The following is a 17,972-nucleotide window of genomic DNA, read 5'->3' as shown; positions in this document are numbered from 1 at the left end:
AATAGGCTACATCGCAATTAATTCACTTAACATTAGAATTGACAATCGCTATTTTTTTGTTTTAATTTTAATAACTAAAACAACCGTACTTTTATTAATTAATACAAGTAAGGTTGTTTTATAAATATTCATTTTATTTTTCTAATCCCGGAATACGTTGATAAATTTTATCAATATTTATTAAATGTACTTCTAATTCAAAACATTGATCTAAATCTTGTGGTGTCATAATGGATTGAATTGTTTCATTCTCTTGTAATAATTGCTTAAATGGTATAGCTTTAAACCATGAAGTCATCGCTAAAGGTTGTACTAAGTCATAAGCTTGCTCTCTTGCAAAACCATATTTTTCAATTAAAACGCTCATTGTACGTTGCGCAAAAATAACACCATGCGTCTTATAAATATTCGCAATCATATTATCTTCAAAAACTGTTAAATTTTTAATGACTTTCGTAAAACGATGTAACATATAATCCAATAAAGTCGTTGCATCAGCACTTAAAACACGTTCAGCACTTGAATGGGAAATATCACGTTCATGCCATAATGGAATATTTTCATACGCTGCATGCATATACCCACGCATTAAACGTGCACAACCTGCCATATTCTCACTTGAGATAGGATTACGTTTATGTGGCATTGCACTTGATCCTTTCTGATTTTTAGAGAAAAATTCTTCAGCTTCTCTTACTTCTGTACGCTGTAAATGTCTAATCTCCACACCAATTTTTTCGATTGAACTCGCAATTAAAGCCAAAGTTGCATAATAGTCGGCATGACGATCACGTTGTAAAACTTGTGTAGAAATATGACTTGATCCAATGCCTAATTGTTGGCATACATCATCTTGTACTTCAGGTGGCGTATTAGAAAATGTACCTACAGCACCAGATAGTTTTCCTACCTCTATAATTTTTCTTACTGCTTTAAAACGTTCAATATGACGATTAAATTCATCATAGTATAAAGCAAATTTTAAACCGAAACTTGAAATATCAGCATGTACACCATGCGTACGTCCAATACAAGGCGTATATTTATATTGTAAAGCTTTTTCTTTTAATACTTGTTGAAAGTCTAATAAATCTTGCATTAAAATATCATTTGCTTGTTTATACATTACGCCATAAGCTGTGTCTACTACATCTGTTGATGTTAAACCATAATGAACCCATTTTTTTTCATCACCTAAATAACTTGAGACATTACGTGTAAATGCAACAATATCATGTTTAGTTTCTTGTTCTAATTTTAAAATACCTTCTAAATCAAATTTTGCATTATTAAATAACTTATCTACGTCTTCTTGAGGAATAACACCTAGTTTACTCCATGCTTGGGCAGCATATAACTCAACATCTAAATAAATTTTAAATCGGTTTTCATCACTAAAAACATCTTTCATTGGTGCACGACTATATCTTTCAATCATGATTTAGTTCTCCTTCTTTAATGATAAATGTCCAATATCTTGACGATAAAACAAATCATCACAAACTATTTTTTGAATTTCTTGATAAACTTGTTGTTGCACCGCTTCTAATGTAGGTGCTTTAGCACAAACTAATAAGACACGACCACCATTAATGATTAACTGATGATTTTTTTTGCTTGTTCCCATGTGAAAAACAGGTGTCTTAACAGTTTCTAAACCTTGAATAACTGCACCTTGTCTACTTTTTTCTGGATAACCTTGTGCCGCTAATACTACACCTATTACAGCATCTGTAGACCATGATACATTAAAAGCACGATCGTCAATAATTGCTTGGGCAATATCATATAAACTACTTTCTAAATTTAATAAAATAACTTCACTTTCAGGATCTCCGAAACGCACATTAAATTCAATGGTTTTAATACCACTTTGACATTTCATTAGTCCTGCATATAAGATACCATAAAATGGCATGCCTTCTCTACTCAAAGCATCAACCATCGGTTGAACAACTTCATCAATACCTTGTTGCACATCTTGTGGTGTAATATGTGAAATAGGTAAATAAGCACCCATCCCACCTGTATTTAAACCTTCATCATTGTCGAAGGCACGTTTATGATCTTGGGCAACTGGCATTGGTACAACTGTTCGATTAGATACGAAACACATTAGCGAAAATTCTTCTCCCTCAAGATATTCTTCAATAACGACTTGTTGTCCTGCTTTGGCAAACTTCTGTTGACACATCATATCATACAATGCTTGATTCGCTTCATCTAAAGTTTGCGCAATAACAACACCTTTACCTGCTGCTAAACCATCGGCTTTTAATACAATCGGCATTTTTTGTTGTTGCAAATAATCATACGCTTGTTGATAATCCGCAAAACTTTGATGACGTGCTGTAGGGATCTGATATTTCTCCATCATCATCTTAGAAAAAACTTTACTGCCTTCTAATTGAGCAGCTCGCTGACTAGGACCAAATGCACGAATATTATTTTGCTGTAATAAATCAACTAAACCTTCTACTAAATACTTTTCTGGTCCTACGAAAACTAGATCAATTTCATAGTTATGGCAAAACTCGACTATTGTATTATAATTCAAGTCAACACAAGTACCAAAAATTGCCACAGCGGGATTTTCTCCCCACATATAAATTTGATGCCCTTCTTGATATAATTTATGTGCAATGGCATGTTCTCTACCACCACAACCTACAACTAATACTTTTCCCATAATTAATGTTTAAAGTGGCGCGTTTTACTCATTAACATTGCCACACCTTTCTCATTACATTTATTAATACTATCTTGATCTCTTAAAGAACCACCTGGTTGAACAATTGCAGTAATTCCATAATCTGCTGCTAATGTCACACTATCATCCATTGGGAAGAAAGCATCAGATGCTAACACTGCACCTTGTGCTTGCTGACCTGCCTGTTTCAAAGCAATATAACATGCACCAACACGATTCATTTGACCTGCACCAATACCTAAAGTTTGTTTATTTTTAGCTACTACAATTGCATTAGATTTAACATGTTTAACAATTTTCAATGCAAATAATAAATCTGATTGCTGTGTTGTGTCGGCTGTTGTTACTAACTCTAATGTATCTGCTAAAGCTGTATTTGCTTCTTGAATTAAAATACCACCACGCACACTCTTAATTTGATGAGATGTTGATAAATCAGAAGGTATAATTTGATAAATTCTCAAATTTTTCTTTTGTTGTAAAATAGCTAAAGCTTCATCAGTATAATCAAAAGCAATAATAATTTCTAAAAATATTTGATGTAATTTATGTGCTGTTGCTTCATCAATAGTCCCATTTATTGCAACAATACCACCAAAAATAGAAATAGGGTCTGCTTGATAGGCTTTATCAAAAGCCATTTCAACATTATCACCAACAGCTACACCACATGGATTCATATGTTTGACAACGACACAAGCTGTTTCGTCAGAAAACTCAGCTAAAATATCTAGCGCAGCACTGGCATCTTGAATATTATTATAAGACATGGCTTTACCATGTAATTGTTTAGCTTGATGTAATGCAAACATTTCTGATTGTTCGTGACGATAGTGCCAAGCTTGTTGATGTGGATTCTCACCATAACGCAAATGATCTTCTAATGTATAAGTTAATGTTAATTGTTGTGGAATTAATTGATCTTTCTGATTAAAATAATTAGCAATTGTTGCATCATATTGTGCTGTTAGATTAAATACTTTAATAGCCAAAGCACGACGTGTTGCTAATGATACTTCTCCAGCAGCTAATTCTTGTAATACACCTGTATAATCTGAACGATCACAAACGACAATAACATCTTGATAATTTTTAGCAGCACTACGCAGCATACTTGGTCCACCGATATCAATATTTTCAATAATTTCTGCTTCACTTACACCAGATTTTTTAAGTGTTTCGGCAAATGGATATAAATTAACACAAACTAAATCAATATAATCAATTTTTTGTATAGTCACTTGTTGTTGATGAAGTGTATCGTGACGTTTAGCTAATAAACCACCATGAATATTTGGATGAAGTGTTTTAACACGACCTTCTAAAATTTCTGGAAAATGTGTTACTTGCTCAATAGTTATACATTTAATACCCGCTTGTGTTAAATAATTATATGTCCCACCTGTACTAATAATTTCAAAACCTTGTTGAATTAATTCTTGTGCAAATTCAATAATCCCTGTTTTATCACTTACACTAATTAATGCTCTTTTCATTATTTTTATTCCCCTTTTCATTCCCTACTATCAATTGTGCAATCACTTGCGGATATAATTGGTGTTCTAATTGATGAATTCTCTATGTCACTGTTTCAAGCGTATCTTGTGGCAAAACATCTAAAGCACGTTGTGCAATCACTTGTCCGCCATCTAATTCTTCATTTACATAATGAATACTAATACCTATTTGTGCTTCTCCCTGACAAAAAGCTTGTTGAATAGCATCTTTTCCTTTATATTTTGGTAATAATGATGGATGTAAATTAATAATATCTCCTTGAAAATTTTCTAAAAAATATGGAGAAATAATTCGCATATATCCAGCTAAAAAGATAAACTCACATTGTTGTACTTTTTGTAAAATTGCCGCTTCAAAAGCTTGTTTATCTTTAAAGTCTTTCATACTAAATACATACGTTGCTAAACCACGATTTTCAGCTTTTTTAATGACGGGTGCATTGACACGATCACAAATGACCGCTTCAATTGTCATATGTTGCTTTAAATAAACATCATCTGCTATTTTTTCAAAATTACTACCTGTACCTGAAGCAAAAATCGCTACTCTTTTCATACGATTTGAATCCCTTCTTGTTCAACAACTTCTCCTAACACAAAAGCATCAGGTATAAGCTCTAATACTGTATCTACATTTGATGGTGCCACTACAAATACTAAACCTACACCCATATTAAAAATATGATACATTTCTTCTGTCGAAATATCACCTTGTTGCTGTAACCATTTAAAAATTTCGGGTATTTCATAACTTGCTTGATTAATTTTCATACCTAAACCTGTTGCTAAACAACGTGGCAAGTTTTCATGAAAACCACCACCTGTAATATGCGCTATGCCTGCAACCTCTACTTTATTTAAAACGGCTGATACTTCTTTAGCATAAATACGCGTTGGTGTTAATAATATTTCACCTATTGTTGTATTATTAAACGGTGTATCTAAAGCAATTTGTTGATCTGTTAATATTTTTCTAATTAACGAAAATCCATTTGAATGCACACCGCTTGATGGCACAGCAATAACTATTTGACTCGCTTGCGTCTTATGAGGTGATAATAATTTGCTTTTTTCTTGTGCACCAACACAGAAACCAGCAATATCATATTCACCATTTGGATAAAATCCTGACATTTCTGCAGTTTCACCGCCAATTAAAGCACATCCTGCTTGATAACACCCTTCAGCTACACCTGACACAATTTGTTCAACTTGTTGTGGATCATTTTTACCGACTGCCAAATAATCTAGAAAATATAAAGGTATTGCACCTTGTGCTAAAACATCATTAACACACATTGCTACCGCATCAATCCCAATAGTATCATGCTTATTTAATTCAAACGCTAATTTTAATTTAGTACCTACACCATCGGTACCACTCACTAAAACTGGTTGTTTAAACTGATAGGCACTTAAATCAAAACAAGCACCAAAGCTCCCTATGGCTGACATGACACCCAAATTGTTTGTACGTGCTGTATGTTTTTTAATACGTTCAACTGACTCATAACCTGCTTGTAAGTTCACACCGCTTGCTGCATATTTTTGACTCATTTGATTTGCCCTTTCTGTTGTAAAACTGTTGTTGTTTAGTTGTCAATTGTTGTTTGAAATTAACTTCATAATCATATAATCCAGCAACATAATCTCCATTGAAGCAATCCATGCATAACCCTCCATAAGGTGCATCGAATGATAAATTAATCGACTCAATTAAACCTTGTTCACTTAAAAAACCTAGAGAATCAGCACCTATTATTTGTCTTACTTCTTCCAAATCATGATTAGCACAAATTAATTCGGCTGTTTTAGAAATATCAATGCCATAAAAACTTGGAAAAATAATTTCTGGTGAGGCAATACGAACGTGTACTTCTTTAGCACCTGCTTCTTTAAGTAAACCGACAATACGACGACTAGTTGTGCCTCTAACAATCGAATCATCTACCATAACTACACGTTTATCTTTCACAATTGCTTTAACTGCTGATAATTTCATTCTAACACCTTGCTCACGTAAAGCTTGTGTCGGTTGAATGAATGTACGTGCAACATATTGATTTTTAATTAAACCCATTTCATAAGGTAAACCGCTTTGCTCGGCATAACCTGAAGCAGCAGATAATGAAGAATTTGGCACACCAATCACGATATCAGCTTCTGCTGGACATTCAAGTGCTAGACGTTTCCCAGTATTTTTTCTAGCACTATGAACATTAACCCCTGCAATGACTGAATCAGGTCTCGCAAAATAAATATATTCCATTGCTGATATGGCTGTGCGTTGCGGTGTAATATATTGCTCAATATGAATACCATCTTGATTAATGGTAATCATTTCTCCAGCCATGACATTACAAACAAATTCAGCACCAATGACATCAATAGCACATGTTTCACTAGCTGCAACATAGGCGCCATTTTTCATTCGACCGATGACTAATGGACGCAAGGCATTTTCATCTACTGCACCGTATAAAGCTTCTGTAGTTAATATTAAGTAAGTAAAGCCACCCTTAACTTGTCGTAGACTTTCTTGCAATTGTGCTTTAAACGTCGATACTTTGCTACGACGTAACAAATGAACTAATATTTCAGTATCAGAACTAGCGTGAAAAATAGCACCTTGTTGTTCTAGTTGACGTCTTAAACTTTTTGCATTAATTAAATTACCATTATGACAAATACCTAAACTCATATCATGAAAATGATATAAAAATGGTTGCACATTTTGAATACTATTACTACCTGATGTTGAATAGCGCACATGACCTATTGCTGATTGCCCTTCTAATTGATACAAATATTGCTTATTTTTAAACACTTCAGCTACTAAACCCAGATCACGATGACCTTGTAATTTTTGACCATCACTACTCACAATACCTGCGCCTTCTTGCCCACGATGTTGTAAACTATGTAGTGCAAAATAAGTCACTTCATTCGCATGTGGATGTTGCCAAATACCAAATACACCACACTCTTCATTAATTCCACGCATTTTCTAATCTCCTTAACACTTCTTGATAAGCTGTAATTAGATTACCTAAATCGTGTCTAAATCTATCTTTGTCCATTTTTTCACCGTCATTTTTATCCCATAAACGACAAGTGTCTGGTGAAATTTCATCTGCTAAAATAATTTCTCCATCAGGTAATCGACCAAATTCAATTTTGAAATCTACTAATGTTAAATTTAATTGATTAAATAATTGTTGTAATAAATCATTAATGCGTTGTGCTTGTTGCTTAATTATTTTTAATTCTTGTGCTGTAACAATCCCTAAAGCTTGGGCATGATCATCATTAATTAACGGATCATTTAATGCATCATTTTTATAACTTAATTCAAAAACAGGTTGTTTCAGTACTTGACCTTCAACTAAACCATATTTTTTAGCCATAGAACCTGCCACAATATTTCTCATAATGACCTCTAACGGAATAATGTCAACGTGTCGACAAATTTGATCTGTGTCATTTACTTGTTTAATAAAATGTGTCGCGACACCATGTTGTGCTAAATATTGGAAGATATAACTCGTAATTGTATTATTTAATTTTCCCTTATCTTCAAAGTTTTGTTGTTTTTCGCCATTAAATGCAGTGGCACTATTTTTATAATGTACATAGACTTCATTAGCAACACCTGCATCAAATAATTGCTTGGCTTTCCCTTCATACAAAAGTTTCATGATTATTCTCCTTTAAAATATGACACACCTTGTTTAAAAATATTTTGTTGCCCTGCACGTGTGTTAGTTTTATATAAGTGAGATTGATAACGTTCACTATGCCCCATTTTCCCTAAAATCAAACCATCTGGACTAATTAAACCTTCACCTGCATAAATTGAACCATTTGGATTATACTGACCATTCATGGTCGCTTGCCCTTGTAAGTCACAATATTGAAAGGCAATTAAATGTTTAAATTTATCAATATTCATCCCCATTAACTTACCTTCACCGTGACTAAATGCCACTTCATGTTGTTGCCCGACTTCAAAGTCTTGTAACCAAGGTGAACAAGTTGTCGCGACTCTCGTCATACAAGTTGTTGAAATATGACGACCACTGTCATTATTAAATAAAGTTAAATCTTCTGGTGTTAAATCTGTAATTTTGCCATAAGGTAATAACCCTGATTTAATTAATGCTTGGAAGCCATTACAAATGCCTAAAATTAGTTTTTTATGTGCTAAATGGCGATGCACTGCTTCTGTTACTTGTTTGTTTTGTAAAAAATTAACAATGAATTTTGCACTACCGTCTGGTTCATCACCACTTGAAAACCCACCAGCCAACATTAAAATATGACTTTTAGCTAATTGATTAACAAATTGTTCAATAGAATTTTGTAAGGCTGTTTCATTTTGATTTTTAATTACAATGGTTGTTACTTTAGCACCTTCACGTTCGAAAGCATAGGCACTATCGTATTCGCAATTCGTTCCTGGAAAAACTGGAATCACGACATTCACTTCATCTACGACTTGTGGATAATATTGTTTCGTTTGTGGTGATGACGATAAATTTTCACAAATCCCTTTAGTTTCGTTAACATATATTGGATAAATATCATTTAATGTACTTGTATAAGCCTGATAAATTTCATCATAACTTAATGTGATGTCATTAATCATATACACATCATCACAAACTTTTCCTAAATAAGTGAAAGGTAATTCTATCGTACTTTCAACAACTAATGAGGCCACATCAAAATCTAATAAATGTTCACCTTGAATATTAAAACCTAAGCCATTTCCTAAAGCCATTTTAATTAATGAAGCCACTACACTACCATGCTCTTGCACATAAGCCGACACTATTTTTTTATCTTTAATGTATTGATGAAATTGTTCGTAATGATTTAATGTCGCTTTAATATCAGGAAATCCTCGTGCATCTCTAATTACTGGTACATGATATAAATAATTACCTTTTGTTTTTAATTCAGGTGTAATGACGTCCTCAATTTTAACTGGCGTACATGCAAAAGAAATCAAAGTTTCGACGACATTTAAATCATGATAACTACCAGACATACTATCTTTACCACCAATACTTGGGCGTTGTAATTGTTGTTGAGCATATAAAGCACCTAATAAACTTTGCGTGACTTTACCCCATTTAGCAGGCTCTTTTTCTAATCTTTCAAAATATTCTTGGAAAGAAAAATACAAGTGTTCATGTGTACCACCTATTGCATAAACTTTAGCTACTGATTCTAATACTGCATAAATTGCTGATAAAAATGGTGAATAGTGTGAAATCTTTGGTACAAAACCATAACTTAATATCGTTGCTGTATCACTTGGACCATCTAGTTTCGGTAAACTTTGTACACTTGCTTGCACTGGCGTTAATTGATATTGACCCGCATAAGGCATCAATACAGTAGTATTTCCAATTGATGCATCAAATTGTGAAACTAAACCTTTTTGACAAGTAACATTCAACGAACTTAACTCTCGTAAAATGACAGCTTTATTTATTTCTTGTGTACTAAATGGATTAGCACCTGCATTGTCTAATAAGTGTGCTTTTGCATGTTGTCTTACACCACTTGTTTCTAAAAATGACGCGCTCATATCAACTACTTTTTGCTCATTAAAATACATAACTAGACGACGATTATTCGTAATTTTAGCTACTTGTGCATATTCAATATTTTCAGCATGACAGTAGTCAATAAATAATTGATAATTTTGTGGATCAATAACGACAGCCATACGCTCTTGCGATTCACTAATTGCTAATTCTGTTGCATTTAATCCTTGATATTTAACTAGTACTTTATCTAAATAAATTTCAATGCTATCATTCAATTCACCAACTGCGACACAAACACCACCCGCACCAAAATCATTACATTTTTTGATAATACGTGTTAATTCAGGATGTCTGAATAAACGTTGTAATTTACGCTCTTCAATCGCATTACCTTTTTGCACTTGACTCGCAGCATGTACTAGAGATTGACTAGTATGACTGACACTAGAACCACTCGCACCTTGAATGCCATCCCGGCCTGTACGTCCACCAATCATCATGACAATATCTCCCTGACTTAAAGCTTGGCGCTGATAATCTCCCACTTTAACTGCACCAACAACAGCACCAACTTCCATATGTTTTGCAACATAACTCTCATCGTATAACTCACGTACATAAGTTGTCGCCAAACCAATTTGATTACCATAAGATGAATACCCTAAAGCACTATTTTTTGAAATATCTACTTGAGGCAATTTATGTGGTAAAGTATCTTTTCTATGTTGTAAAATATTAGCACTACCTGATACACGCATGGCTTGATAAACATAACTACGTCCTGATAAAGGATCTCTAATCGCACCACCGATACATGTACTTGCCCCACCAAATGGTTCTATTTCACTAGGATGATTGTGTGTTTCATTTTTAAATTGAACTAACCACTTTTCAGGTTGCGTCGATTGATTAATCGTAATAAAGAAAGAACAAGCATTAATTTCATCACTTACTTCAATAGCACTATCCTTCAATATTTTTACAAAATATTTAGCTGTAATACTAGCCATATCCATTAAAGTTATTGGTTTATCTTGACCTAAAATTTTTCTTAACTCTAAATAATGATCAAATGCCTGTTGCATTTCTTGATGAAACAAGTTCGATTGTATAGTAATGTCATCTAATACTGTTTCAAATGTCGTATGTCGACAATGATCACTCCAATAACAATCTAAAACATATAATTCTGTTTCTGTTGGATTACGCTGTTCTGAATGGAAGTATTGTTGAATAAATTGTAAATCTTCTAATGTCAATGCTAATGACAATTGCCCCTTAAGTGCTAATAACTCTGCTTCATCTAAAGTAGTAAAACCTGTTAAATCTTTTAACGGACATGGTTGATTTTGTGCGACAAAATTTAATACCGTTAAATCTTTTACTTGTGCTTCAATTGGATTAACTAAATAATGTTGTAATTGTTGTAGTTGGTCATCTGACAATGGTTGATCAAATGTTAATAAAGTACCGCTACGAATCGTCACGTCTTGATCGCCTGCAATGAGTGCTAAACATTGTTGTGCACTATCTGCACGTTGATCAAATTGTGCTGGTAAAACTTCGTAAGCAAAATATTGTTGTGGCAACACTTCTACTGAGTCATAAACTTCATCTGTTACTGTTTCAGAAAAAACGGTCGTTTTAGCTTGTTCAAATACTGTATCACTAATATTAAAAATGTCATAAATAACATATTTTTCTACACATTTTAACTGACTTTGTAATAATTGATTAATTTGATGCGTTAATGCAATAGTTGCTTGGTTATAACCTTGACGTTTTTTTACAAAAATACGTTTATTAGTCATTTTGTCCCCCTAAATGAATAATCCCTTCAAAATTAATATGCCCTATTTTACGATTAGTTCGTGGTGCTTTTTCATATAAATGTAATTGACCTACTTGGTTTTGTCTTAATTGAATAAACTTATCCAAGTCTTGCCCTAAAATATTGTACATCGTTGTTGGTTGATGTGTAATCGCACCGACTGGCAAACCACAAATGGCTTCTATATGCGCTTTAAACTGCGATTTATTAGCAGAAAGCATCGTAATATGCCCTGAATTATGTACTCTTGGTGCAATTTCATTAAAAATCACTTGTCCTTGCGAAATGAAAAATTCAACAGTTAGCACGCCATAATAATTAAGTGTCTCCAAAATTCTCATTGTATAATCAATGGCTTGCTGTTCTTGTTGACGAGTAGCTGTTGTTGGAATTTGAGAACGGTATAAAATATGATGACGATGTTCATTTTCTACTACAGCAACTATTTCAACACCATGAATATCTTTTACCGCTACTACTGATATTTCTTTATCTAAAGGTACGATTTGTTCTAATAGCGTTTGTGGTTCTACCTCACTTGCTTGATCAATCACTTTTTGACCTTTACCATCATAACCAAAACGTACTGTTTTCATTAAATATTTCCCAGACAATACTGTATTTAAACCTTCATCACCCACATAAATATAATCTACTGTCGGAATCTTTAATGAAGCTGCAAATTTCTTTTCGTATAAACGATGTTGCGATATTCGTAATACTGATGAATGTTGTACTAAATAGTATCGCTGTTCTAATACTTCTAAATGATCACAATTAATATTTTCAAATTCAAAAGTGACGACATCACTTTGCCGACATAATTGTTCTAAAGCATCAATATCATCAAATGAAGCTTGAATAAAGTGATGCGCAAAATCTTTAGCACAACAATCGTTTTGCGGATCTAAAATATGTACACGATAACCCATTTCTCTTGCACTCATAGCAAGCATACGTCCTAATTGTCCACCACCAATGATACCTATCGTACTTCCTGGTAAAATTATTTTCATAGCGTCATCTCTTCTATCACTAATCGTTCTTGTTGTGCTTTAAATTGTGCATATTTTTGTTCATAATCATTATTCGTCATCGCTAATAATGACAAAGCACTTATTGCAGCATTTTTAGCACCTGCAACACCAATCGCCATCGTCATAACAGGTACACCAAACGGCATTTGCACAATAGAATATAAAGAGTCTACCCCATTTAATACACTTGATTTAATAGGTACACCAATCACTGGTAAAGTTGTCATAGAAGCAACCATCCCAGGTAAATGTGCCGCACCACCTGCAGCTGCGATAATTAATGCATAACCTTGTTTTCGTGCTGTTTTAGCAAAATCAACGAGTAAATCTGGCGTTCGATGTGCACTAATGACTTTCTTATCATAAGGTATCCCAAATTGTTCTAATAATGCATATGTTTCTTTCATCGTATCATTATCCGATTTTGAACCCATAATTACAGCAACTTTCGACATATTTTTATTCCTTTCCGTACAAAAAATAATTTTCAATGTTTTTTAGAAATAACAATTTAATTATAAACGAACAATGTAGAAAAATCAAAGTAAAATACGAACAAATTTTATTTTATTTTAAAATCGTTCGTATTTTGTTCAATATTTAAAACAAGTACGTTTTCTTGCTCATTATTAAAAAACATGTACAATAGAGATAAAGATATAAAAAGGAGAAAATTTATGATTAAAACTTTATATTTAGCAGGCGGTTGTTTTTGGGGATTAGAAGCTTATTTTTCACATATTACAGGTGTCATTGATACGACTTCTGGTTATGCTAATGGTCGTGTTGAAACAACAAACTATCAATTATTAAAAGACACTGACCATGCTGAAACAGTACAAATTACTTATGATTCAGAAGCTATTACATTAAGAGAACTATTATTGTATTATTTCCGAGTGATTGATCCAACAAGTGTGAATCGTCAGGGTGCTGATGTTGGTCGCCAATATCGTACTGGTATTTATTATACAACTGAAGAAGATTTACCTATTATTCAACAATTAATGACTGAACAACAAGCATTAGTTAAAGCACCACTTGCTGTTGAAGTAGAACCTTTACGTCATTACATCTTAGCAGAAGAATATCATCAAGATTATTTAGAAAAAAATCCTGGTGGATATTGTCACATTAATGTTAACCAAGCTTACGTTCCATTAGTAGATCCCGCAAAATACCAAAAACCTGATATTGATACATTAAAATCACAATTAACAGAAGAGCAATATTTAGTTACACAAGAAAATGCAACTGAACGTCCTTTTACTAATGCGTTTAATGATACTTTTGAAGAAGGCATTTATGTAGATATTACGACAGCCGAACCATTATTTTTTGCCAGTGATAAATTTGAATCAGGTTGTGGTTGGCCAAGTTTTACACGTCCAATCTCATCAGATGTTGTGCAATATTATCAAGATAATAGCCATAATATGCGTCGTATTGAAGTGCGCAGTCGTATTGGCGATGCCCATTTAGGTCATGTTTTTGAAGATGGACCAGAAGCAGAAGGTGGTTTACGCTTCTGTATTAATAGTGCCGCTTTAAAATTCATTCCAAAAGAAGAAATGGAACAAGAAGGTTACGGTTATTTATTACCTTATATGGAATAGTTTCACATGAAACAGGTCAGCTAATCACTAGCTGACTTGTTTTATTATAATAAATTAGGCCACAAAAACTTGAATAGCTTCATTTGTATATTCTGCCACACCTGCACCAAATTTATTAATATTATTTTTAAATCTTTCGTCGTTGACATACATCTCACCAATTTGTGAAAAAATTTCTAAACTACAGTTGAATGCTTGGTTAACTAATTTAAATAATATTGCGACAACTTGTTGTACTTCAGCAGAATCACTCGCATAGCCTTCTGTTTTCAATAAAAACATTTTTTTAAATACTTGATTTAGTTCTGTAAGATCTACTACACCTTGCTGTTGACCATATAACATTTCAGCTTCTTTTTGATATTGTTGATGTACTTCTTGTGTAAATCCTTGAAATTTGTCTTCATTTGTCATATTATACGCTCCTTCTACGCCTAGAATTGTATCATCTAATAGATTCATAATAGATCTCAATCGATTCATTTTTTGTTGAAATAATTTTTGTTGTTGATGAAGTATCGTTAGTTTATCTTGTTGACGTGTTAACAAAAGTTTAATTTTATCTAAAGGTATATCTAACTCTTTAAAAAATAAAATTTGTTGTAAAACATCTAAATCTTGTTCACTATATTGTCTATATCCATTAGTCAATCTCGTTGGTGATAATAAATTAATTTCATCATAATATTGTAATGTTCTAACACTTAAACCACATAATCGTGCCACTTCTTTAATAAACATAATGACCTCCTCTCCTATCGAATATACACTATCACGTAAAGTTATAGTCAAACATCATTTACAAACACATTATACTTTTACTAATGTTGCTAAATATACATCACCTAAACTTTATAGCTTATGTTAGCACTTAACTCTATCTAATAATTTTTGCATTTTTTATCACTTCGGCATTTAATCACTCAACTCTATCTGATATTTTTTGCGTTTTTTATCACTTAGGTATTTAATCATCCCACTCTATCTGATATTTTTTGTGTTTTTTATCACTTAGCTATATAATGATAACAAGTTATTTTCCATTTAATATGCTAATAATAAATGAAAGAGGGAAACAACATGGACTATATGTTTAAATATTTTCATAAACATTTTGATAATGTAGAAGATGAATATAAAAAAAGAATTGATTGTCCTACAACAAGTTTATTATCATACACGATTACACCTTATAATTATCATTTATCATACCCTTTATATTTTTTACCAACATTATCAATCATCAATAAGGTAGAACAAATTTTAAAATTATGTGCCTTGCAAACTCAACAATATAACAAGCTACCAGCTGTTGCTAATGAATCATTTTATAATGATTTAATTATTTCTGAGATAAATTTAACACATAAAATAGAAGGTGTACGTAGTTCAAAAAAAGAAATAAGAGCTACGCTATCTCAATTAAATCAAATTAATGACAAAAAGAAAATTAGATTTAAAAATATTATACGTACATACCAAAAAATACAAAGTAATTCATTACCTGATTTACCTAAAATGTCACAAGATATTCGTCTAATTTACGATGATATAACTGACGGTGAAATTGAAGACAAAAATATGTTAGATAGTCATTTATTCAGATTAGATGATACTGTTGTCACAACAGTCACTGATAAAATAATTCATCATGGTGTAAAACCTCATTATATTTCTAAAGATATTCAATATCTTTTAGATTTTATGAATAATAATAAAGATGTTCATTTAGTCATTAAAGTCGCCATTTTTCATTACATTTTTGGTTATATTCATCCGTTTTATGATGGTAATGGTCGAACAAATAGGTATATTACCAGTTTGTTTTTAGCACATTACTATAATGAAATCACCGCATTATCTTTAACAACTGCTATTAATAATAATAAAAAACGTTATGAAATCATGTTTGATAAAACAAATAGCAATCACAATAAAGGTGAACTTAATTATTTCATAGACAATTTTCTCGATCTACTTATTGAAGGACAAGAAATACATTTAGTTGAATTAACTAAAAAATCAGAGCTTTTAGATAGTTCAATATTATGGTTAGAACAAAAAAACTTACCGAAAATTCAAAATGATATTATTTTCATCCTAATTCAAGCTAAACTTTTCAATTATGATCAAGATGTATATCTACCTTTACAAGAAATAACTAAATACGTTAAATATTCCGAACAAACAATTAGAAAAAATTTAAAAGTACTAGAAAGCTATCCTTTTATTGAAACCATCGGACAAAAACCAAAACGATTTGCACTCATAGATAATTTTACTGATTTATGAAAAACTAGTAAATAAATTTTATAATATCAATAATGCAATATCTACTCTACTACATTATCTCTATCATTTATGTAATTAAAACTTTAAAATTAAAATTTTAATGAGATTTTTGCTGCAAATTAGTGTATTTAATGATATACTTTTTAAATACAAAGGAGACGTTTATTTATGAAACATTCTAATAGTAATAAACAATTCAATATCGCTGCATTCTTTAGTGGTGTTGGTGGCATTGAATTAGGATTCGAACAAACTAATAAATTTAAAATAGTATACGCTAATGAATTTGATAAATATGCTGCAATTACTTATCAATTAAATTATCCTAATACTTTTTTTGATAATAGAGATATTCATTTAGTTAATCCTGATGATATATCAACTGAACAAGTTGATTTAATTGTTGGCGGATTTCCTTGTCAAGCATTTAGTATTGCTGGATATCAAAAAGGATTCAAAGATGAACGTGGTGATTTATTCTTTGAATTATTAAGAATGATTGAATCACGAAAACCTAAGGCCATTTTTATAGAAAATGTAAAAAACATGGTTACTCATGATAACGGTAATACATTTAAAGTCATTAAAGAAGCTCTCACAAAAAATAATTATTTTATCAAATGGAAAGTACTTAACAGTAAGGACTACGGTAATGTTCCTCAGAATAGAGAAAGAATATATATAGTAGGTTTCAATAATAAACAAACTTATGATTTATTTGACTTTCCAGATAAAATTCCATTAACAGTCAGTTTAAAAGATGTTATTGATTTCTCTGATGATAAAGATGAAACATTTCATTATAGTAAAGATAAACAAAAATTTTATGATGAATTAGTAGAAAATATTGTCAGTCAACAAACTGTTTATCAATGGCGTAGACAATATGTAAGAGCTAATAAAAATGGTGTTGTACCAACTCTAACTGCTAATATGGGAACGGGAGGACATAACGTTCCATTAATTCTTACAGATAATAAAAACATTAGAAAACTAACACCTAAAGAAACATTTAATATACAAGGGTACCCAGAAAATTTTAAAATCCCTAAAAATATTTCTAACGGACAACTATATAAACAAGCAGGTAATAGTGTTGTGGTACCATTAATAAAAAGAATCGCACAAAACATAGATTATGCTATGTCAAACTCAAAAAATATCCCTAGTAATAATATACAAGGAAATGTATCTATTATTTATACTAAAATAAATAATAGATTTGAAGGACAATCTTATGTCAAAGATTATGCCAAAGATTATGATAGTGCTAAAACTATTATTTCATCATATAATGATAATATTAAAATTTTATCTGATAAAGAATATTTAAAACTTCTAAAAAAAGGTATTCAACTAGAATTTTATAGTATAGTTTGAAAAAATACTCATAATTAATTGATTTTAC

Annotated in this window: 14 protein-coding genes; 3 read left to right on the top strand and 11 right to left on the bottom strand. The window is 31.7% G+C overall.

Annotated elements, in window-relative coordinates; translation table 11 throughout:
- Positions 1-133: 133 nt before the first annotated feature.
- The 10 genes from purB to purE form a co-directional block, all read right to left on the bottom strand.
- Complete coding sequence (gene purB / locus AC5EAH_RS03895) at positions 134-1,438, bottom strand: adenylosuccinate lyase (RefSeq protein ID WP_493493446.1); 1,305 nt, start codon at positions 1,436-1,438, stop codon at positions 134-136.
- Positions 1,439-1,441: 3 nt separating this feature from the next.
- The gene (purD, locus tag AC5EAH_RS03890) at positions 1,442-2,689 is read right to left on the bottom strand and encodes a phosphoribosylamine--glycine ligase (RefSeq protein ID WP_493493445.1); all 1,248 of its coding nucleotides are present in this window, start codon (positions 2,687-2,689) and stop codon (positions 1,442-1,444) included.
- Between the two features lie 2 nt (positions 2,690-2,691).
- Entirely contained in the window at positions 2,692-4,209 is a 1,518-nt protein-coding gene (gene purH / locus AC5EAH_RS03885) for a bifunctional phosphoribosylaminoimidazolecarboxamide formyltransferase/IMP cyclohydrolase (protein WP_493493448.1), read from the bottom strand.
- Positions 4,210-4,288: 79 nt separating this feature from the next.
- A complete protein-coding gene (gene purN, locus AC5EAH_RS03880) occupies positions 4,289-4,783 on the bottom strand; it encodes a phosphoribosylglycinamide formyltransferase (RefSeq protein WP_493493444.1) in 495 nt (164 codons plus the stop codon).
- Positions 4,780-5,784, bottom strand: a complete 1,005-nt coding sequence (gene purM / locus AC5EAH_RS03875; protein WP_493493443.1) for a phosphoribosylformylglycinamidine cyclo-ligase — start codon at positions 5,782-5,784, stop codon at positions 4,780-4,782. The genes purN and purM overlap by 4 nt, the downstream gene beginning before the upstream one ends.
- Positions 5,735-7,231 carry an amidophosphoribosyltransferase gene (purF, locus tag AC5EAH_RS03870; RefSeq protein WP_493493442.1) on the bottom strand — a complete coding sequence of 499 codons (1,497 nt, stop codon included), beginning with the start codon at positions 7,229-7,231 and terminating at the stop codon, positions 5,735-5,737. The genes purM and purF overlap by 50 nt, the downstream gene beginning before the upstream one ends.
- Positions 7,218-7,925: a phosphoribosylaminoimidazolesuccinocarboxamide synthase gene (gene purC, locus AC5EAH_RS03865; RefSeq protein WP_493493441.1), complete on the bottom strand. Its 708-nt coding sequence runs from the start codon at positions 7,923-7,925 to the stop codon at positions 7,218-7,220. The genes purF and purC overlap by 14 nt, the downstream gene beginning before the upstream one ends.
- Positions 7,926-7,927: 2 nt before the next feature.
- Positions 7,928-11,599: a phosphoribosylformylglycinamidine synthase gene (locus AC5EAH_RS03860; RefSeq protein ID WP_493493440.1), complete on the bottom strand. Its 3,672-nt coding sequence runs from the start codon at positions 11,597-11,599 to the stop codon at positions 7,928-7,930.
- On the bottom strand, positions 11,592-12,635 hold the full coding sequence (locus tag AC5EAH_RS03855) for a 5-(carboxyamino)imidazole ribonucleotide synthase (protein WP_493493439.1): 1,044 nt from the start codon (positions 12,633-12,635) through the stop codon (positions 11,592-11,594). The genes AC5EAH_RS03860 and AC5EAH_RS03855 overlap by 8 nt, the downstream gene beginning before the upstream one ends.
- Positions 12,632-13,111, bottom strand: a complete 480-nt coding sequence (gene purE / locus AC5EAH_RS03850) for a 5-(carboxyamino)imidazole ribonucleotide mutase (RefSeq protein WP_493493438.1) — start codon at positions 13,109-13,111, stop codon at positions 12,632-12,634. The genes AC5EAH_RS03855 and purE overlap by 4 nt, the downstream gene beginning before the upstream one ends.
- A gap of 222 nt (positions 13,112-13,333) precedes the next feature.
- On the opposite strand from purE, the gene msrB reads away from it, so the two are divergent.
- The gene (msrB, locus tag AC5EAH_RS03845; protein ID WP_493493437.1) at positions 13,334-14,272 is read left to right on the top strand and encodes a peptide-methionine (R)-S-oxide reductase MsrB; all 939 of its coding nucleotides are present in this window, start codon (positions 13,334-13,336) and stop codon (positions 14,270-14,272) included.
- Between the two features lie 54 nt (positions 14,273-14,326).
- Here the strand turns inward: msrB and AC5EAH_RS03840 are convergent, their stop codons facing one another.
- The gene (locus AC5EAH_RS03840; protein ID WP_493493436.1) at positions 14,327-15,013 is read right to left on the bottom strand and encodes a MerR family transcriptional regulator; all 687 of its coding nucleotides are present in this window, start codon (positions 15,011-15,013) and stop codon (positions 14,327-14,329) included.
- Between the two features lie 339 nt (positions 15,014-15,352).
- Between AC5EAH_RS03840 and AC5EAH_RS03835 the strand changes: the two genes are divergently transcribed.
- On the top strand, positions 15,353-16,564 hold the full coding sequence (locus AC5EAH_RS03835) for a Fic family protein (RefSeq protein WP_493493435.1): 1,212 nt from the start codon (positions 15,353-15,355) through the stop codon (positions 16,562-16,564).
- Between the two features lie 168 nt (positions 16,565-16,732).
- Positions 16,733-17,944 carry a DNA cytosine methyltransferase gene (locus AC5EAH_RS03830; protein ID WP_493493434.1) on the top strand — a complete coding sequence of 404 codons (1,212 nt, stop codon included), beginning with the start codon at positions 16,733-16,735 and terminating at the stop codon, positions 17,942-17,944.
- Positions 17,945-17,972: the final 28 nt, after the last annotated feature.

This window comes from Staphylococcus sp. B1(2026) (assembly GCF_058895785.1).
This window is presented reverse-complemented; position numbering and strand designations above follow the sequence as displayed.